The sequence below is a fragment of the Pseudoalteromonas sp. M8 genome, from assembly GCF_018141365.1.
GTDB lineage: Bacteria > Pseudomonadota > Gammaproteobacteria > Enterobacterales > Alteromonadaceae > Pseudoalteromonas.
Map to the genome: position 1 here is coordinate 3,687,501 of NZ_CP047240.1, position 19,733 is coordinate 3,707,233.

The window sequence follows — 19,733 nt, forward strand, 5'->3', positions numbered from 1 at the left end:
TTTCGAGGGATGTGCATTCTAAGCATTCCCAATTTTTTGTCAACACTTAATTTTGAATTTCTTTAGAAGAAGTTTTGAACTTAAGTTTTACTTGACGCTAACTCGTTGCTGCTTTGCTTTTCAGCGTAGCGCCCCGTGTCAGTGGGGTCGCATTATAGGGCGATCCGATTTTAGTGCAACCCTTTTTTAAAGAAAATTGCGAAAAAACGTTTGTTCGAGCAAAAAGAAAACAATCCGGATATAAAACAAACAAAAACACCCGCATTAGGCGGGTGTTTTACTACATTTAAGCTTGGATAGAGTCTATAAATTAAAACTTATACTCGATACCTAAGCCTAGATAATCCTTTTCTACTTGGTTGTCTGCATCAAATGTTGAGTAGAAACCATAAACCTTCGCGTTTTTAGCAAGCTTGTAATCAACACCGACAGAAACACCATCTACTTTGTCACCGGCATCGAAGTCAATAACTTGATACTGTGCTTTCAAGGTTGCATTGCCCAATTTGTACGCTGCATTTAGTAAGTACCCATCGGCCTCTGCACTTCCATCCACCTTTTCTTGTGTCTGGTACATTGCACCAAGTTTGAAGTCAGCTACTTTACCTTGAACAGTGAAACGAACCGTGTCATAGCCATTTACTTCGCTATCTGCCGCAATCGCTGCATAGACAGCTGACTCTTTCAATCCAGCATCGCCGTATGTTAGCGCAGTAGAGAAACCGTTTTCACCTTCTTCGCTGTCTTCAGCAATAAAGCTTCCTAGTACTCTAAAGCCATTAAAGCTTGGCGACTTGTAGGAAATTGAATCACCTAAACGGTTTTCGCCTTTAAAGAGTACCTTAATGTCACCCTCAAGGTCGTTGAACTGGTCTAACTTACCTTGAGACTGTTTTAATGCAGTGTCATTACGGCCGATAACAACTTCACCGAAGTTACCTTTTAAACCCACATACTGATTACGTGCAGTAATATTGTCTTTATCACCTTTTGAATCAGCGTCAGAGACATCTACTTGGAACTCAAGCTTATAAATAACTTCTAAACCAGAGTCTAATTTCTCAGAACCTTTGAAACCAAAGCGAGAGGCGTTACTTTTAATTTCAGTAACCGAGCCAGCACCATCGTCAGAAGATTGTACCGATACATTCGCTTTACCATAAACATCAACTTCAGCGTTTGCTTGAAAAGTGAATGCACTTAGTAATGATAGCGCTAAAGCAGTCTTAGTTAGTTTCATGTGTATTTCCTCAATATCGCAACACGTATTTTCAAAACACGCGCAGTTTGACACTGGTAAATGACAAAAATATTACACATAAAATATTTCTGAAAATAAAATGACACCCAACCTTAAGAAATACGTCACAAAAGATTCATTATAAGAATTACTTCACCGCCCCCAGTAAATTTACGATGGTTTCTATTTGCTCTAATTGGTCGTTGTCTTTGTGGTATGCCACAAATATCTCTCTTGAGTTACTTTCTACTTCATCAACTTGAGTCAACCTTCCAGCCTCAATGGACTCTAACGCTAACGCTTCTGGCACAAATGCAGAGCCACCACACTGAAGAATAAGATCAAGCGCTATTCTGCCGGTGCTGGTTCTAAAATAAGGAGGGGTTGCGCCAGTGAACTGTTTTGCATGCCATAGAGAAAAAGCAGTTCCCCAATCAACATAAACATACTGGTTGTCAAAAAAGTCTTCCTTTGTTGCGTTATCAAAAGTGCTTACAGGAATAATAGCAAGATCGCTGATCGGCTTAACAACCAGTTCATCCACTTTTGGCGGATCGAACAGAACAGCGAGATCCAATGTTCTCTCTAATAATAGTCGCGTGCTTTCTTGCTGTGCTTTCACTTCAGCAACAAGCGATACTCCGGGCATAGCGGATACAATATGGTTAATCCCGAATTGTAAAAATGCGTCCCAAATATTAGCCGTGCCGCTCAATGACAATTGCTTGTGCATATTGTTTGCCAATGCAACATCTACTTTGGCGCGCTGCATCCCAGTTAAGATCATTTTAGCGTGTGGTAACAACCTTTCACCTGGCGCAGTTAACTGAATATTGTTACGCTGGCGAATAAAAAGATTCACCCCTAAACTTTGCTCAAGCTGGCGGATCCTAAAACTTACAGCTGACTGAGTGATGTATAAATTTTCTGCCGCTCGACCGAAGTGACGGGTTTTGACAACTTCGACAAAAGTTTTTAATAGATCTATGTCCATTTTTCTTCCTGACGATAAAAATTACTCGTTTAAAAAATTATAAAACTTGGTCCATACTCCAGCCAGATAATCTTAGAGGACTCAGTTATGGATCATAATTTAGCGACTTTGAAAAATGCATTTGCAAGCCCCAGAGCCTTTTATGATGACGCCAACTTCCCTAGAGGATTCGGACGCAGTGGTCACTTCACGCTACAAGAAGCCGAAATTCTTGAACGCTGTGGTGCCACATTAAGAAGCTTATACAGCAAAGCGGAAGAACCTCAAAACAGTTTCCAATCTCAGTTTGTTCAGGTGATGGAAGGGTTAATCCCCCCAACTAACGCTGTAGAAAAAGCTTGGACCAAATATTTGAAGCATACTACGTGTAAGACAAAGTTTCACACGCTATTTGGACGCTCTAAAGTTCAAAACGACGGTAGCGTGGTGATCCCGGTAGATATTGACGACGAGCTATAAGCAAAATCGTCTAAATCCTATCAAGCTTAGACGCCAACAGAGTGGCTTTATTTCTGTCGTTGGTGTCTAAGCACTTCTATTATCAATCCCATTTCAATCTCGATTACCTCATCAGCCTCTATCTGTCTCGTATTTTGTTCTTAGTCATTACCTGTTTATTAGCACAAGCATTGCAATTAAGCGCAGTTAGGTTAAGAATTAGTAAAACAGGAAATGGTTGGCGAAGGTTGTGTTACGGAAAATCTTAATCATTGAAGACACCCCCACAATTGCGAAGGTGCAAAAGCATATTGCGACCACTGTGGGATACCATGTAGATATTGCAGAGTCTTTGGCCGAAGCCAAAGCATTGTTATCACAGCACGATTATTTTTGTGCCGTGGTAGACTTTGTGTTACCAGATGCGCCGCTTGGAGAAGCTATTCCCTGCACGGTTAAAGCTGATATTCCTACCATAGTGATGACTGGTAACCTTGAAAGTCAGACTCGCTCAATCGTTGAGCAATACCCCATCATCGACTATATCACCAAGGAAAATAAACAAGCCTATCATTATTTACGTCGCCAATTAGAACGCCTGCCAAGAAATGAAAATGTCAGAGTACTGGTTGTGGACGACTCTATTTCGTCGAGACACTATGTCTCAGCACTCCTCACTCGCCATAAATATCAGGTACTAGAAGCCTGTGATGGCATAGAAGCGCTCGCGGTATTAAAAGACAACCCGGATATTTCAGTGATCATTACCGACAATGAAATGCCAAATATGCGAGGCGAAGAGCTATGTATCGAAATTAGGCGACTCTACACTGATGATGATAAAGCGATAATTGGTATATCTGGAGTTGAAACCGAAAATTTATCTACACGATTTTTGAAAAATGGTGCTAATGACTACCTCAGAAAACCCTTTAACGCTGAAGAGTTTTACTGCCGTCTGAGCCAGAACGTCGATATGCTAGAACATATTCAAACGATACGCCGACAAGCAAATACAGACTATTTAACCAGCTTGCCAAATCGACGCTACTTTTTCGATACCGTAAAGAAAAGCCTAAAAGCAAGACATAAAAAGGAGCTCTACGGGCTGATCGCTATGATAGATATCGATCATTTTAAGCAAGTAAATGACAAATATGGTCATGAAGGCGGCGATGCAGTGCTTGAATCAATTGGCCAAGCGTTTGCTCAATACTTTCCCAATGATTTAGTCGCTCGATTAGGCGGCGAAGAGTTTGCGATATATTTTAAAGATACGGTGGCTGAACATTGCAAAGAAAGACTGGAGTGCTTCAGGGAATATTTAGAGCAAAGTAGTAACGAACTGACTGAACAGCAGATCTCGTTTACTGTTTCAATGGGACTTGCCGCTCAGGTGACTACGGACATAGAAAGCCTGATAAAACAAGCCGATGAGCGTTTATATCAGGCGAAAGCTTCGGGAAGAAACCGCTTAGTTCACTAAGCGCTTTCTTTTATCTCGATAAGAATCAAAGCTAAACATCACCAGCGCTCCCCAAATAAAGGCAAACGTTATTGCTCGTTCTGCATCAAAGGCTTCCCCATAAAAGAGTACCGCCAATATGAACATTAAGCTCGGCCCGATATATTGAAAAAAGCCAAGTGTCGTGTAGGGTATCCGTTTTGCTGCTGCGGTAAAGCATAACAAAGGCAAAGTTGTCACCACACCCGCACTTATCAAAAGCGTGTTGGTGTACCAATCATTATTCCAAAGGTTGCTTGTGGCACTGGGCTCAACCCACCACCAATAAGCCAGTGCAATTGGGGTGAGAATAAGGGCTTCCACCAGCAATCCAGGAAGTGACTCAACCGCTAAGGTCTTACGCAACAATCCATATATTGCAAACGATCCTGCCAGTGAAAACGCAATGACTGGGAATGAGCCAAAACTGATTAACTGTAATACCACACCCACTATCGCTAATAACACAGCAAACTTTTGCGCCGTTCTCAACCTTTCCGACAAGAATAACATTCCCAATAGCACGTTAAGTAATGGATTGATGTAATAACCCAAACTCGCATCTAGCATAAAGCCGTTATTCACAGACCAAATAAATAAACCCCAGTTAAAACCCAACAGCAACGCAGTGAGTGTCAACATCGCCAGCAATTTAGGATTAGCCAATATGGCCTTAATTTTGGGCCATTGCTGCTTTGCCAGCACAATTAGTGCAATAAAAAAGACAGACCACACAACGCGATGAATGAGTATCTCAATCGCGTCAACATGGACGAGTTGCTTAAAATAGATGGGTGCAAGTCCCCACATAAAAAAGGCGAGTACAGCGAGTAAGTGGCCTTTCTTTTGTTCTTCAATCACGGGCGTTTAACCTTTGGAGGGATCAACTAAGAGGTCAATCATTATACTCATTTTTACTAATCACGGCGATGAAAGTTCGATGAATTCACAATCACAAAGTTTAAAGCCTACAAGTGCTCAAAACTTATTCAAGTCTCTTAAGATTAGATAAAAAGCAAAGACAAGGTTCAAAAAAAGCTCTAAAATGACACCGATGGATACCCTCGTAAGCACCCCAATTAACGACCCTCATTCAGTACTGAAAGATGTGTTTGGCTACAGTACGTTTAGAGATGGTCAGCTTGATATTATTCAGTCTAGCTTAGCTGGTCAGGATACGCTTGTACTACTGCCTACCGGCGGCGGTAAATCACTCTGTTACCAAGTCCCAGCAGTATTATTTGCAGGCGTGACAATTGTTATATCGCCACTTATCTCATTAATGCAAGATCAGGTCGCGCAGTTAAAAGCACAAGGCATAGCCGCTGAATATATCAACAACAGCGTCGCTTGGGAGCAGCAAAGAGATACCTATGACGCGCTTTTCCAAGGCCGTTTAAAGCTGCTGTACGTTGCACCAGAAAAGGCCTTACAACGAGACTTTATTGAACGCATATCCAACTGTAACATCAGTTTGTTTGCCATTGATGAAGCCCATTGTGTATCTCATTGGGGACATGACTTTAGACCGCACTATTTTCGTTTAAAAGAATTACGTCAACATTTTCCGTCCGTTCCGATGATGGCATTAACCGCAACGGCCGATTTAGCGACACGAAAAGATATTGTCCAGCAATTAGGTATGCAAGCACCATTTATCTATACCGGTAGCTTTGACAGACCCAATATTCGTTACACCATCGAAGAAAAGTTCAAACCCCTGTCGCAGTTGATCCGCTATTTAAAAGAGCAAAAGGGGCAAAGTGGCATAATCTACTGTGGTAGCCGTAAACGTGTTGATGATATTGCCGAAAAGCTGATTGATGCTGGGTTCAATGCTGCAGGTTATCACGCAGGTCTAGATAATGATCAGCGCCAGTTTGTACAAAACCGCTTCGCCCGAGATGACATTCAAATCGTAGTTGCAACCGTTGCTTTTGGGATGGGGATCAATAAACCCAACGTGCGATTTGTGGTTCACTATGATATTCCTAAAAGTGTAGAAGCGTATTATCAAGAAACCGGCCGTGCAGGGCGAGATAGCTTAGCAGCTGAAGCCGTTATGTACTTTGATCCTGCGGATATTCCCCGCGTTAGGCGCTTTTTTGAAGATATTCCAGACGAGCAACGTCGTAAGGTTGAAGAACAACGGTTTCAGGCGATGTCGAGCTTCGCTGAAGCGCAAACCTGTCGTCGTCAAATTTTGCTCAATTACTTCAGCGAATATCAACGTGAAGCATGCGGAAACTGTGATATTTGCCTTAACCCACCGAAACAATTTGATGGTACATTAGTTGCCCAACAAGCGTTATCGTGCGTATACCGCGCAGAACAACGCTTTGGCATTAGTTACATTGTGGATATTTTGCGTGGGGCAAATACCGCAAGGATCAGAGAACAAAATCACCATACCCTCTCAACCTATGGGATCGGGAAAGAGCACAGCAATGAATTTTGGCTGAGTATCTTACGTCAATTGATCCATCATGGTTTATTGAGTCAAGATATTACTCAAGGCGCAACGCTTAGATTAACAGAAGCCGCCCGCGCCGTACTTCGCGGCGAATATGTGCTACAACTCGCAGAACCAAGACTTGTAGCAAAGCATGTCTATCAAGATAAACTGGCTCAGTTTAATTACGATAAGAAACTATTTGCTAAGCTTCGTGCACTCAGAAAGCAGCTCGCAGATGAAGATGATGTACCACCGTATGTTGTATTTAACGACCGAACGTTGGCTGAAATGGCACAAAGAACGCCAACAACTGATAGTGAGTTTTTGCAAGTATCTGGTGTCGGTTTTACTAAGCTCAGCAAGTACGGTGCCCCTTTCATGCAGCTCATTCGCAATTATTTGGAAAGAGAATAATGACTACACTCACTTTGGATAATTCACACGAGGTGATTATCGTCAGCTGTGAAATTACACCTCAAGACGATGAATTTGAACTTTGGGGGCAAATATTCTTACATCAAGATGAGATTCAATTAATTGAATTCTCTGCTGGAGCGGATAGACATCAGTGGCGTTTTTCATATAAAAGCTGTAATTTTAATTTAAATTTTGAACATTACAGTGAGAGTGTGTGGATAGCTCCTGATGGCGTTGATGCCTTAGAACTCCTACCTTTCCTACGCCAACAACTTTCTCGTTAAGTCCACATAAAGCTCTTTAAGTCTATAAATATTATTACTTTTGTTGCAGAACTAAAGCAAGCTGCAACAATATAATCCATACTAAAGGAATATTAGACTTAAAGGCTCTGTGATGAATGTAAAGAGGATTTCGTGTAATAGTATTGTGCTAATGTGTAGCCTAAATGCAGCTGCGCAAGCTGAAAAAGTGCCTGCTGTTGATTTTGCTAATAGCTGTGGTAATAACCGAGTTGAAGCACAAAGCGACCAAAACCTTTCACGCCAGCTAGACAGCAAACAAGCCTATCCTGAGCCCGCAGAGGGTAAAAAGGTCGTCGCTATCACTCTAAAACAACTTAATGTTTTCGATACCGATAAACCTGAAGAAGACAATGCCCTATTCCGATTTGCCAACCGTTATCATATTCAAACCAAGCCCGAAGTATTAAAAAGCGTGCTCCTATTTCAGGAAGGGGATGCTTACAACCCAAGAAAACTCAGTGAATCCGAACGACTCCTTCGCAATCAGTCATACCTATATGATGCACGTATCTATGCCGTAGAAAACTGTGATGGTGATATTTTAGTTACGGTTGTAACGCGGGATCTTTGGACACTATTGCCCGATTTAAGTTTTAGTCGTAGTGGTGGGGAAAACACTTCTCGAATTGGGTTTAGAGAAAGTAATTTATTTGGCTGGGGAAAGCGCCTTTCTTTTACCCACATACAAGAGGTCGACCGCTCTGGTTATCAGTTTGTCTATGATGACCCTAATATTTTAAACTCAAGATATCGTGGTCGCGTAGAATATTCAGATAATGACGATGGTGAGCGCCACTATATCGATGTGAGCTATCCATTTTTTGCAACCGATACTCCATATAGTTATGGTTTTACGAGTTATTCCGACAAACGCGAAGAACCCATATATTCTGAAGGTGAAACAATCTCAGAGTTCAGTCAATCCACGGATGTCACGCAAGTCTACTTCGGACACTCAAAAGCGCTATCGGGCAGTTGGACTCGCCGTCTCATCGCAGGCGTTAGACATGAGCAACATACCTTCCGTGAGATAGCAGATACCACTTTACCCATTGCACAAGATAGAACGCTCACCTACCCTTATGTTCAAGCTCAGTGGTTTGAAGATTCCTATGTAAAAGTACGCAACTTCGACTCGATTTATCGTACAGAGGATCTTAATTTAGGTTGGAATATTAATGCTCTATTTGGCTATTCAGCCGAATCTTGGAGTGACGATACTGAACGTCTTGTCTATTCATTTTCTGCCAATACGGCACACTACACCTCAGATCACAGCTTGTGGCGTTTTTATTTTGATGTCAGTGGCAACTGGAACAAAGACACAGATAAAACCGAAAACCTAATAGCGAAAACGACCTTTCAATACTATTTAAATACCAGCTTGTATGAGTCTTGGTTTATCAACGCAAGCTATACCTATGGGAATAACCTGACCTTTGATAATCAAATTACGTTAGGGGGCGAAACCGGGCTTCGCGGATACCCAATAAAATATCAGCAAGGTAGTCGCAGTATGCTACTCAATATCGAAAAACGCTATTACTGGGAATATGACTTACTGCGCTTATTCAAAATTGGTGGTGCAGCTTTTTTTGATGTAGGGCGCGCGTACCACTCTCACCTGCCGATTGAAGCAGATGAATCAGTCCTAAAAAATGTCGGTATTGGCTTGCGTTTAGCACCTAGCCGAGCCAATTCAGATATCATGGTTCATATTGATTTAGCCGCACCAATTAATGGCCCGGATAACGTCGATAGCGTACAGTGGCTATTAACGGTAAAAAATCGCTTTTAACGGTGTCGCACAACAATAAACATGATATAAAGCAGAAAAAATTTCTTAGGATACGATTTTGCATTTGTTAGATTTCGCACTCAGTCAATACAAGCTAATTGTAACTTTGGTGGCGCTATTATCCTTCCCACTATTAATGAAGGCATGTTGCAAACTCTTAGAAAAAGTAACACGCGGAAAAATAGACTCTCATCGTAAACAACGTGCCGACTTACTCGTTCGTGTACTTGTTGCCTTTGTATTCGTCTGCTTTATGCTTGTATTCTGGGGCATAGAACTTCGTGGTTTACTGGTGCTTGGTTCATCGTTATTTGCGATGCTTGGTGTTGCCATGTTTGCCGGTTGGTCATTACTTTCCAATCTGACTTCATTTTTACTTATGTTTATTCAAAACGATTATCGCGTTGGGAATTGGGTAAGAATTGTTGACGGTGCAAACTTTGTTGAAGGCTGTATTGTAGAGATGGGGTTGATGAGTGTAGTGCTGCGCCATGTTGACGGCCATAAGGTCGTATATCCTAATAACTTGTTTGTTACTCGACCCGTTATGGTGCTTAGTCAAGAACCGACTAAACCTAAACAGGTTCCAACACCAAGAAGAACATTAGGCCCTAAGAAATAGGGCCTATATCGTCAATAAAAGTTTCTAGCTGTTGTTCAACAATGCTATTTGCATGTGCAAAGTAAGCCAAATGAAAAACTGCGTCTCCTTCATTCACCAAAGGTAGCATTTGTTGGCCAATCACTATCCCACTACGAGGTGCGATAATCGCTTCTTCGCTTTGACCTAATGGACTGTCTATATAAGCCAAGATTTGACCTTTTGATACGCGTTCCCCCAAGTTAACTTGTGCTCGAACAATACCATCAACGTCTGCACGCACCCAACTTGTCGCTGCCGCGATAACCGCATCATGACGTTGTTTCCTACGACGCCCACGCAGCATTCTGAGTTTACGCATGACATTTTCAACCCCTTGCAATCCAGCTGCAATGGCCAATGAGTCAAACCGCAACGCTTCTCCCGCTTCATAAGTGATAACAGGAATGTCCAATCCCGCCGCTTCACTTCGCAACGAACCGTTACGCAGTCGCGCATCTATCGCAACCGGCGTACCAAACGCCATGGCCATTTCTTTGGTCATTTCGCAGGACAAGTCACCACGGATCTGCGGTAAATTAGAGCGATGAATCGCGCCAGTATGTAAATCGATAATATGGGTGCACTTTTTTACCACCAAATCGAAAAACATAGATGCCATTCGAGCCCCTAACGAGCCTTGCTCAGAACCTGGAAAACAGCGGTTTAGGTCTCGTCTATCAGGTAAATAGCGAGACTTATGAATAAAGCCAAAGATATTTACGATAGGCACCGCTATCAAGGTACCACGTAGCGTTGCCGCATCGACTTTACTTAATAGCTGACGCACAACCTCTACGCCATTCAATTCATCACCATGAATTGCGGCACAGACCAAAAGTACCGGTCCGGCCTCTGCGCCATTAACGACTTCAATCGGAATGGTCATTGGTGTGTGAGTGTAGAGCTTGGCCACTTCCAACTGGACAGTCTGCCTTTCAGCAACACCCACTCGTGTATCTAATAATGTAAAGGGTTGGTTGATTTTAACCTTTGCCACGTGTAGCAGTCCTTTTCGCCGCTGCATTCTTCTCGATAAAGGAGATGATCAAGCTAGCAATGTCTTTACCTGTTGCCTTTTCAATGCCCTCAAGGCCCGGAGATGAGTTCACTTCCATCACCAAAGGACCTCGCTCTGAACGCAATAAATCTACACCGGCAACATTTAGGCCCATGGCTTTTGCTGCAGCAATTGCAGTGCGGCGCTCTTCCGGAGTGATTTTTACCAATGTCGCAGAACCACCACGATGCAGATTTGAACGGAATTCGCCCTCTTGCGCTTGACGCTTCATCGCGGCAATGACACGGTCGCCGATAACGAAACAGCGAATGTCCGCACCACCAGCTTCTTTAATATACTCTTGCACCATAATATTGGCTTTTAAGCCCATAAATGCTTCGATAACGCTTTCCGCCGCTTTACGAGTCTCAGCTAACACCACACCAATACCTTGTGTGCCTTCTAGTAACTTGATCACAACCGGTGTGCCGCCAACCATTTCCAGTAAGTCTTTAACGTCATCAGGCTTACTGGCAAAGCCTGTGATTGGCATGCCTACGCCTTTTCTTGACAGTAGCTGTAATGAACGCAACTTATCTCTTGAGCGAGTGATTGCAACAGACTCATTCAATGGGTACACCCCCATCATTTCAAACTGTCTGAGTACCGCACAACCATAAAACGTCACAGAGGCACCAATTCGCGGGACAATCGCATCAAAGCCGCTCAACTGCTGACCCTTAAAGTGAATTTCAGGCTCACTACTATTGATATTCATATAACAACGTAGCGCGTCAATAACCTCAACTTCATGCCCACGCTGCTCTGCCGCCTCAATTAAACGACGTGTTGAATATAAAGATTGATTCCTTGAAAGAATGCCAATTTTCATGATTTATCCGTTTTATTACTTAAATATGACTGTTCTGGATCAACAAGGATGCGGCCTCGCATCGCCGTACGACCCAGTAACATTCTAAATTTCATTGTTTCTCTATCGCTTAGCGTGATTTCAATTGGCCAAGCCTGATTGCCGATAGTTAAATTTGTTTCTATTACATAACGTAGTTCTTTATGACCGCCCGAATCGGTAACAACGCGCTCATCTACTACTTTTGCTTCACTACAGACTTCATAGTCGGTATTGTCTTGTTTGGGATGGATCCAAAACCTTACCCAAAGTTCATCTTGTTCTGTTTTGAAAGGCTCAACCTTAAAGGCGTGCAGACATGATGTTCTTGCTCCAGTATCTACTTTCGCTTTGATTTTTTCGATACCTAAATCGGGTAAGGAAAGCCACTCTCTCCAACCAACTGTGATCATATTATGCTCTCGTACAAAATGAGTTCGGACTTATACGCTGATTCAAGTCACTTGAAAAACAAAATAAATTTATCCTAAAGATAAAAACGCTCTGTTAAGCCAAGCACCTTAACTTACAGTAACACCACTTACACATTTTTCAAGGTAAAGCCCTATACTGAGCTAAAGTAAAATAGAGTATTCAAACAATTTATTTCATCGCCAAGATTTTTAAATGAATTTGAAAATTAAATTATCTATGTCAGTCTTGGGACGAACTTTTTAATAGGAATTAGCTATGACTGGATTACTCCATGCGTTTGTGCTCGACGGTCAAGGTGGCGGTAGGCTACTTTGCGATCTGAGTGAAGTAAAATCCGTAATTCACAAGGAGCCACTTTGGCTCCATTTTGACTACAGCTTCGACGAAACGACCGAATGGCTGAAGCAACAAACGTTTTTGGATGACTGGGAAAGAGAAGCGCTAACCGCAGATGAAACTCGTCCGAGAACGGCTAATGGCGATGAAGGTTTGCTAGTGTTCTTGCGTGGCGTGAACCTTAATCCCAAGCAAAGCCCTGAAGACATGGTTTCTATTCGCTGTTTTGCAAACGATAAACTACTTATCACCTGTCGTAAGCGCCATATTATGTCTGCCCAAGATATGTTGGCATCGCTTAAAAAGGGTCAAGGCGCAAAAAGTATCGGTGAGTTACTGTCTACATTGGTGATGCGACTTTCTGTGCGAATGCAAGACATCATCTGGCAAATAGAAGAACAGCTTGATGAATTTGAAGACGCGATGGAAAGCAGTGAGCAGCTGCCAAACTATCAGCAACTTTCAACATTAAGAAGGCAAACCATTGGTTTAAAACGCTATCTTAAGCCACAAAAGCTTGCTATTAGCGAACTGCTATTGGCAAAGATTGCTTGGCTAGATGAAGATCATCGACACATGATTGAAGAGGCGAGCAATGCCTTAAGTCGATATATCGAAGAATTAGAGGCTGCGATTGAACGTGCACAAGTGATCCAAAATGCGATCACCAACCATCAAAATGAACAGTTAAACCAAAGAATGTACGTGATGTCCGTCGTTGCAGCGTTATTCTTACCACTTGGATTTTTAACAGGCTTGTTAGGGGTGAATATTGGCGGTATTCCTGGCACTGAATGGGGTGGCGCATTTGCCTTTTTTGTTATTATGTTGGTGGTACTAACTGGCGGTATTGGCGTGTACTTTAAACGCAAAGGCTGGTTGTAAGTAGGAGTAATCATTGGCGCTCTCGCTAGGGATCGAACCTAGAACTCAGCCTCCGGAGGGCTACGTGATATCCATTTCACCACGAGAGCGTCGCCAACATAATAATGCTAAGTGCAGACAATTGCCAGACAATGTTTGCTATATGACTAATTAGTAACCTATTTTTTAAAAAAAGCTGTACTTTGGGCAAAAAACCAGTTATTCAACTATGCTTTGAAAATAATAAAATAGACTGATATTGCTGCCCGTTCAGAAATATCGCGATACATCATTGAGGATCCCAAATATGACACCGATGACAACAGAGCAAGTTGCAGAGTTTCTTGACGTAAAGGTTGAGCGCGTAAGACGCCTCGCACGAGAAAACTTGCTAGTCGCCAAAGACACAGATGCCAATGGCGAACCTATCTTTGACAAAGCCGATGTTGAAAAATACAAAGAGCTAGCACAGCGACTGGGTGGGATTTAAACTACCCAATAGTGATGGCCAGTAATGTGATCAAGGAATATCACATACTACTGGCTCAGCTTGTAGCTACAATATCCACTGCTTCAGTAACTGCCTAAGCTTTTCGGCTTCTATCATTACGCCGCGCTGCTCGTACCATTGAATACTAACAATCAAATAAATTTGGCAAAATACCGTCAGTTTAGCTTGAGCGTATGAAGGCATGGCTTGCCGCTTTAGAGAAAAATAAGACTCAACCACCGTAAGTGCTGCTTCAACACCACAGCTAAAACTACACACCAGCGCTGCTAAATCAAAAAATATGTCACTATGACAAGCATACTCAAAGTCGATTAACCGAATCCCCTCTGGGCTTTGAATAATATTGCTCATGACTAAGTCATTATGGCAAAACGCTTGCTCCACGGGTAAAGAAGCTAAGCTTTCGATAAGCCATTCGATGTCAACTAAGTGACGCAGTTTCTCATCAATAGCCTGAACATAACCGACTAAGTCCAGCACCTCGTATACTTCAAGCTCTAAGCTATGCACCTGAATAACTTGTGCTAACAACGCAGTATTTAACTTTGGCTCAGCACACACTTCTGGCATAAAGGTGAACAGTGCCATACGAGTGCGTAGGTCGTACTGCAGTACTTTAGAAGTAATGCCTTGCTGTGCTAACTCATTCTGTGCCTTTAATGCCTCAGTAGGAATACCATGGCTATAGCATTTTAATAGGTAGCTTTCGCCCTTACTCACCATCAGGTAATTATTGTTACTCACACCCTTAGTTAGCTTTTCTAATCGCTCAGCTGAAACCTTGAATACGGTATCCACCTTTACTTTTAATTTTTCAAGCTCAGAGTGCTGCAAGCGTCTTTCCTTGCTTAGCTTCATATTCTTCGTACCAACGCTTGTAGCCCCAACACGCCATCAAGGTGTAGAAAATAAATAGTACCAGCGTAGGATAGAAACCTTTAAGGTAATAAAGGTAGATGGAGGCTGCATCAATCACGACCCAATATAACCAGTTTTCAAGAATTTTCTTAGCCACTAAATAGGTCGTCACCACCGCAAAGCACGTGGTAAAGCTATCTAAATAGGCGAGATCTGCTGCCATATAATGCTTGGTGAAATACCCGAGCACAACGGAAACCACTGAAGTGATAACAATGATTGAAAGATGTTTTGATAACGACCAAGAAACAATATCACTGGGCTTGTTTTTGTCACCCTGACGCCACATCCACCAGCCAACAACGGCCATGACCATATAGTAAAAGTGCAGCAGTGATTCCATCACTAGTGCTCCGTTCCAGTACAGCACGGTATAGATGAAGGTATTAATAAAGGCCACTGGCCAACACCAAATATTCTCTCGAATTGCCAGCAGTAAATAAGCTACAGCCAGCACCACAGCGATATACTCCCAACTCGACATCGCTGTGAACCCTGCAAAGGTTTCAGTAAACCAGTCCATTAATCGCAGGCACTATCAGCTGGAGATAAATCGCCTGAGATAAACTTACAAACAAAAATACATTTTCCGTAAGCTTCAAATGAGTGTTTCATTTCTTGATTCAATACTGAAGTCACTAAATCAAATTCACCAAAGACCTGAGTTGACATCGTGTTTGTGATCACCTTGATCCCTTCATGCTCATTCAGCCTATCAATAAAATCTTTAATAAAAGGGATATAGTCTTGGTGCAGTGGGTACTTGCTTATTTCAACAGAAACTTGCATGGGCGCTCCTTACAAATGGCAGCCGATTATTAATATTGCTGGTTTAGATTTTCCCCACCGGTAAAATCCGATTTTGGGGTATAGTTAATCCAGTCTTGCTGATAGATAATTTTACCTTTTTCGTCAAACTTTAGCACTATCAGAAATCGCCAAGGCCCTAACTCGCGTGACGCATAATTAAAGCGATTAAAAACGCCTCTAGCAACCACAGTTCTAGCCGTGGTATCGACTATCTTATCTTCTACCACTAAGACGGGTTGTTCATCCAGCACAGCAAAATTCCCAGCAGACCAATTTAAAAAAGCCGTAATTTGATCTTTACCTTGTGCCTTATGGCCAAAAACCATATCTTCCAGCACGGCATCTTCTGCATAGAACTCGATAAACTGGGTAAAGTTCTGCCGCTGAGCATAGGTATTAAAGTAAGCATCGGCATGGCTGATGAATGTATTTTTCTTACTGATATTAATCGAGTTACTACAACCACTCAGTATTAATATAAAGAATAGCAAGAACCGATAGCGCATCATAGCCACTCCAAAAGCCGTATTAATCGAGTATAAAAAAAGCGCCTGTAGCGCTTAATTCGACGATGATAAAATGTGTATTTTTATACTGTCACTATACCCAATGGCTTAGCGGTTTTCCACGCTCCACGGGTAAAGTCTGGAATACTCAATGATTCACTGCGATTAGCGACTGATTGAGCCGATAATGGAGAAATTACCGACCAAGCGGCACCGTCGTATACGTCTTGATCTAGCGCCTCACCATTACGCAGGCAATAGATCATGCGCCAGAACATTAAAAAGTCCATACCACCATGACCACCATTGCGCTGCGCTTCTTCACCCATTTTAGTCCAAAGCGGATGGTCGTATTGTTCATACCAAGGATCCATTTCGTAATCCCATTCATGGAAGCTCTTAGTACCACCTTGCTCTAACGCGATACGATTAGGGAAACCAGCAAAGACCCCATTAGTTCCTTGAATTAGATTGTGACGAGAATAAGGCCTAGGCGTGGTCGTATCATGTTGTACCATGATACTGCGTCCTTTGATGGTCTTAATCATCGTGGTATTCATATCACCCGCAATATAATGTAGTTGATTGCGTTCATGATCTGCCGGAAATTCGCGTTTTGCATAGGCTGCACGACCTAGGGCGGGAGAACTCATAGAAGTTAAGTAATCAAAACGGTCACCGCGGTTAATATTCATGTACTGAGATACTGGACCTAAACCATGAGTTGGATATAGGTTACCATCTCGCTTAGTATGCCAGTGTGTACGCCATGAGCCGGTCTTGTGCTCAATTTCCTTCATTTGCCAACGTAGCTCATGAATATATGCAGCTTCACCATGCAATAACTCACCGAATACACCTTGGCGAACCATATTCAGTACCATCAACTCATCGCGACCGTAATTGACATTTTCCATCATCATACAGTTCTTTTGCGTGCGCTCTGCGGTGTCGACTATCTGCCACATTTCTTCCACGGTCAACGCTAAAGGCACTTCAACAAACGCGTGCTTACCACTATTCATGGTATCAATTGCCATCGGCGCGTGCCATTTCCAAGGCGTTGAAATGATAACGATGTCAATATCGTCCCGATTTAGCATTTCTTGATAAGCTAAGTCACCACCACGATACAGCGCAGGTTTCGGCAAACCTCGCTCGCGCACAAGATAGTCAGCCGATTTTTCAAGCACTTCATCATGGGTATCACAAATCGCGACAATACGTGCACCATCGATGTGACTCATGCGCTTTACATGACCATAGCCACGTTGGCCAACCCCAACAAAACCTACCCGAACCACGTCCATTTTTGGTGCTACGAGCCCAATGACAGAGCGGCCTTGTTGCTTAGGTACAATGCTATTATTTTGATTCGAGCTTGCGCACCCAGCTACTACACTCGCAGCCGCTGCCGCTCCTGCGGCTTTTAAAAAGTCGCGGCGGTTTATATTTTTCATTCTTACTCCTAAACGATACTTCTTAACAGCACTAATACTGCTCGCTATCAAGCTAACCTATCCCAATCTTAGGTTCAAAACATTGCGATAAAGCCGCAAAAAAAGCGCTTGAAGCGCTTTTTCTTAAAATATACTAAATCGTTAAATTGCTCTGATAATATTATTCAGACAATCCTCTTTTTCTAGCACACTGGAATACAACGCAAACTGGTTCTTCGCACGGTCAAGATTATGATTGGCTCTGTGGGTTGCAAAATAATTATCTCCATCTAAGTGATCTGTTAAAAATCTCAGACCTATCATGAATGGCATCACTTTTGCGCCAAGAATAAAACTGTCTTTCTCTGCTTCAGTCACACTGTCTTGTAACGGTTCAATGTACCCTTGCGCCAACGCAGCAAAGATATTTTCTCTTACCTGCACATTATTCAAGTTCGTTGAGTCTTCAGCTTCTGGTGAACAGAAGGTACGTACCATATCGCCAAAATCAAACAACCAGTTACCCGGCATACACGTATCTAAGTCGATAACGGCTCTCGCTGCATCACTCTGTGTTGAAAACAGCATGTTGTTGATTTTGGTATCGTTGTGGCAAGCTCTAAGTGGTACTTGTTTTTGTGCCTGCTGCAATTCTTCTGCAAGTGCAAATTGCTGCTGAAAAGCGGCGATAACATCACTGCACTTTTCCGCGCGACCATGCTCGTCTTTCGCTAGCACTTGGTTAAATGCATCAATACGCATCGCCAAGTTATGAAAATTTGGAATGACATGATGTAACTGCGCCGCATCAAAATCATTTAGCGCATGTGCAAACTGCCCAAAGGCGTTTGCTGCCGTTAATGCTTGTTGTTCGTTTGCCACTACGTCTTCGCTATAACTGCGGCCAATAAATGCAAGCGCACGCCAAACTTCATCATTAATATCGACTAAATATTGGCCTGAACTCGTCGCTAGATGCTTTATGATAGCGAGACTATATTCACCATTTAAGGCTTTTGCTGTTAAGTGCTGCTCAATCGCTCGCGCATTTTCAACAAGATGCAAAGGATTTGGAAATACCGTGGTATTTAGCTTTTGTACTACCATGGTTTTGTGGTTGTCCTGCAACAGCATAGTCGTGTTGATATGACCACTACCGATCGGCTTCATTTTAGCTTCTTCACTAATGAGACCGTATTCATCAGCAAGTTGTTGCGCAACGGCTTGATACTCCATATTCACCTCAAAAGGAGTTAAGTCGGATGTAGTTGTGTGGAGATGATTATCTTCCCTGACGTGCTTCATAAATCTTTCTCGCGACAATGTCTAGTTCGCTCTTATAAGTTATACCGTACCAATGTGATTTAGCTTGGTAGACCGACACGGTTTGTAGGCCCTTATTGATACTGTGTTGGATACAATCTGGCAGATAATACTCTTTTTTGACACCGTTGTCATAATTCCTTAAAAACGCATTAAACCCGGCTTCTAATGAATCAAAAAGTGACGGCGTCACACCCCAGCAGGTCATCGAAGCAAGTGCAGAGCTTGCTATCTTACACCGCTTACCTGCAATATCACCTGACAACTCACCGTTTTCAAAGCGAATATCCAATGCCTCTTCAACCGAGTGTAGTTGTTGCGCTTGTACCTGACAAACGCCACGGTTTACTCCACCTTGATCTGATAAGGTATTTATAATTGGGTATGCGACCATCGCCATATTGCTATGATGCTGAAAATGTTCAACAAGCTGCTCAAATGCATCTGGCCCGTAATAATCATCCGCCGTAATAACTATCGCAGGCTTATCAACGTATGGTTTTGCACACAGCAGCGCATGTCCTGTGCCCCATGGTTTTTCTCGCCCTGCCAAACAGTCGATAAATTCATTCGGAATATCGCTAAGCCGCTGCTGCACTAAAGTAATGTTCAGCGCCTTCGGCAATCGTGGCAATATCACATTTTCGATTAGGCTTCGCACTTTGTCATTGATGATCAAAATAACATCTTGCACACCAGCATGATGCGCGTCAATTATGCTCAATTCCATAATGCTTTTATCGATACTTGGCAGCTCAGCAACCTGCTTATTACCACCAAAGCGGCTTCCTAATCCACCTGCCAAAATGATCAGCTTAGGGGGTTGTTCGATTCCTATCATTGAAAAAATATCAAAACTCAAATAAGCGGGTAAGTGTACTGAGCTTTTG

General features: G+C 42.6%; 21 protein-coding genes and 1 tRNA gene. 8 read left to right on the forward strand and 14 right to left on the reverse strand.

Annotation, left to right across the window (positions count from 1 at the left end):
* Window positions 1–310: 310 nt before the first annotated feature.
* Both GSF13_RS21420 and GSF13_RS21425 read right to left on the reverse strand, forming a co-directional pair.
* Complete coding sequence (locus tag GSF13_RS21420) at window positions 311–1,240, reverse strand: porin (protein ID WP_010607243.1); 930 nt, start codon at window positions 1,238–1,240, stop codon at window positions 311–313.
* A gap of 148 nt (window positions 1,241–1,388) precedes the next feature.
* Entirely contained in the window at window positions 1,389–2,234 is an 846-nt protein-coding gene (locus GSF13_RS21425) for a LysR family transcriptional regulator (RefSeq protein ID WP_010607242.1), read from the reverse strand.
* 87 nt (window positions 2,235–2,321) lie between these two features.
* On the opposite strand from GSF13_RS21425, the gene maoP reads away from it, so the two are divergent.
* Both maoP and GSF13_RS21435 read left to right on the forward strand, forming a co-directional pair.
* Window positions 2,322–2,693, forward strand: a complete 372-nt coding sequence (maoP, locus tag GSF13_RS21430) for a DUF413 domain-containing protein (protein ID WP_010607241.1) — start codon at window positions 2,322–2,324, stop codon at window positions 2,691–2,693.
* A gap of 229 nt (window positions 2,694–2,922) precedes the next feature.
* Complete coding sequence (locus tag GSF13_RS21435) at window positions 2,923–4,158, forward strand: response regulator (RefSeq protein WP_029215908.1); 1,236 nt, start codon at window positions 2,923–2,925, stop codon at window positions 4,156–4,158.
* On the opposite strand, the gene rarD is transcribed toward GSF13_RS21435, so the two are convergent.
* Window positions 4,147–4,986: an EamA family transporter RarD gene (gene rarD, locus GSF13_RS21440; protein WP_211200999.1), complete on the reverse strand. Its 840-nt coding sequence runs from the start codon at window positions 4,984–4,986 to the stop codon at window positions 4,147–4,149. The two genes, GSF13_RS21435 and rarD, sit on opposite strands and share 12 nt — an antisense overlap.
* Before the next feature lie 244 nt (window positions 4,987–5,230).
* Between rarD and recQ the strand changes: the two genes are divergently transcribed.
* From recQ to GSF13_RS21460, 4 genes are all read left to right on the forward strand, one after another.
* Complete coding sequence (gene recQ, locus GSF13_RS21445) at window positions 5,231–7,045, forward strand: DNA helicase RecQ (protein ID WP_029215907.1); 1,815 nt, start codon at window positions 5,231–5,233, stop codon at window positions 7,043–7,045.
* Window positions 7,045–7,332, forward strand: coding sequence for a DUF3630 family protein (locus GSF13_RS21450; RefSeq protein WP_039493070.1), 288 nt, complete (start codon window positions 7,045–7,047; stop codon window positions 7,330–7,332). The genes recQ and GSF13_RS21450 overlap by 1 nt, the downstream gene beginning before the upstream one ends.
* A gap of 151 nt (window positions 7,333–7,483) precedes the next feature.
* Window positions 7,484–9,151, forward strand: a complete 1,668-nt coding sequence (locus GSF13_RS21455) for a POTRA domain-containing protein (RefSeq protein ID WP_130127004.1) — start codon at window positions 7,484–7,486, stop codon at window positions 9,149–9,151.
* Between the two features lie 58 nt (window positions 9,152–9,209).
* A complete protein-coding gene (locus tag GSF13_RS21460; protein WP_211867038.1) occupies window positions 9,210–9,773 on the forward strand; it encodes a mechanosensitive ion channel domain-containing protein in 564 nt (187 codons plus the stop codon).
* Here the strand turns inward: GSF13_RS21460 and GSF13_RS21465 are convergent.
* The 3 genes from GSF13_RS21465 to GSF13_RS21475 are packed head-to-tail and all read right to left on the reverse strand — an operon-like array spanning window position 9,763 to window position 12,114.
* Window positions 9,763–10,791, reverse strand: a complete 1,029-nt coding sequence (locus GSF13_RS21465; protein ID WP_010378992.1) for a succinylglutamate desuccinylase/aspartoacylase family protein — start codon at window positions 10,789–10,791, stop codon at window positions 9,763–9,765. The genes GSF13_RS21460 and GSF13_RS21465 overlap by 11 nt on opposite strands.
* Window positions 10,778–11,683 carry a 30S ribosomal protein S6--L-glutamate ligase gene (gene rimK / locus GSF13_RS21470; protein WP_010378991.1) on the reverse strand — a complete coding sequence of 302 codons (906 nt, stop codon included), beginning with the start codon at window positions 11,681–11,683 and terminating at the stop codon, window positions 10,778–10,780. The genes GSF13_RS21465 and rimK overlap by 14 nt, the downstream gene beginning before the upstream one ends.
* Window positions 11,680–12,114: an ATP-dependent zinc protease gene (locus tag GSF13_RS21475; RefSeq protein ID WP_088531788.1), complete on the reverse strand. Its 435-nt coding sequence runs from the start codon at window positions 12,112–12,114 to the stop codon at window positions 11,680–11,682. Before GSF13_RS21475 ends, rimK begins: the two co-directional genes overlap by 4 nt.
* A gap of 277 nt (window positions 12,115–12,391) precedes the next feature.
* On the opposite strand from GSF13_RS21475, the gene GSF13_RS21480 reads away from it, so the two are divergent.
* Window positions 12,392–13,357, forward strand: a complete 966-nt coding sequence (locus tag GSF13_RS21480; RefSeq protein ID WP_010607232.1) for a zinc transporter ZntB — start codon at window positions 12,392–12,394, stop codon at window positions 13,355–13,357.
* 14 nt (window positions 13,358–13,371) lie between these two features.
* Here the strand turns inward: GSF13_RS21480 and GSF13_RS21485 are convergent.
* Window positions 13,372–13,446, reverse strand: a tRNA-Arg gene (locus GSF13_RS21485).
* Window positions 13,447–13,643: 197 nt separating this feature from the next.
* Here GSF13_RS21485 and GSF13_RS21490 point away from each other — a divergent pair.
* Window positions 13,644–13,826 carry a helix-turn-helix domain-containing protein gene (locus GSF13_RS21490; protein ID WP_010607231.1) on the forward strand — a complete coding sequence of 61 codons (183 nt, stop codon included), beginning with the start codon at window positions 13,644–13,646 and terminating at the stop codon, window positions 13,824–13,826.
* A 66-nt stretch (window positions 13,827–13,892) separates the two neighbouring features.
* On the opposite strand, the gene GSF13_RS21495 is transcribed toward GSF13_RS21490, so the two are convergent.
* The 7 genes from GSF13_RS21495 to GSF13_RS21525 form a co-directional block, all read right to left on the reverse strand.
* Window positions 13,893–14,705 (reverse strand): phosphotransferase, encoded by an 813-nt coding sequence (locus tag GSF13_RS21495; RefSeq protein ID WP_249122725.1) that lies wholly within the window; start codon window positions 14,703–14,705, stop codon window positions 13,893–13,895.
* Entirely contained in the window at window positions 14,668–15,288 is a 621-nt protein-coding gene (gene pnuC / locus GSF13_RS21500; RefSeq protein WP_039493061.1) for a nicotinamide riboside transporter PnuC, read from the reverse strand. The genes GSF13_RS21495 and pnuC overlap by 38 nt, the downstream gene beginning before the upstream one ends.
* Window positions 15,288–15,554, reverse strand: a complete 267-nt coding sequence (locus GSF13_RS21505) for a YkoF family thiamine/hydroxymethylpyrimidine-binding protein (RefSeq protein WP_174170626.1) — start codon at window positions 15,552–15,554, stop codon at window positions 15,288–15,290. The genes pnuC and GSF13_RS21505 overlap by 1 nt, the downstream gene beginning before the upstream one ends.
* A gap of 29 nt (window positions 15,555–15,583) precedes the next feature.
* Window positions 15,584–16,084 (reverse strand): nuclear transport factor 2 family protein, encoded by a 501-nt coding sequence (locus GSF13_RS21510; RefSeq protein WP_227386846.1) that lies wholly within the window; start codon window positions 16,082–16,084, stop codon window positions 15,584–15,586.
* A gap of 80 nt (window positions 16,085–16,164) precedes the next feature.
* Window positions 16,165–17,541, reverse strand: a complete 1,377-nt coding sequence (locus GSF13_RS21515) for a Gfo/Idh/MocA family oxidoreductase (protein WP_211867040.1) — start codon at window positions 17,539–17,541, stop codon at window positions 16,165–16,167.
* 141 nt (window positions 17,542–17,682) lie between these two features.
* Complete coding sequence (locus GSF13_RS21520; protein WP_211869058.1) at window positions 17,683–18,756, reverse strand: aminoglycoside phosphotransferase family protein; 1,074 nt, start codon at window positions 18,754–18,756, stop codon at window positions 17,683–17,685.
* A 46-nt stretch (window positions 18,757–18,802) separates the two neighbouring features.
* Window positions 18,803–19,684, reverse strand: a complete 882-nt coding sequence (locus tag GSF13_RS21525) for an NTP transferase domain-containing protein (protein ID WP_211867042.1) — start codon at window positions 19,682–19,684, stop codon at window positions 18,803–18,805.
* Window positions 19,685–19,733: the final 49 nt, after the last annotated feature.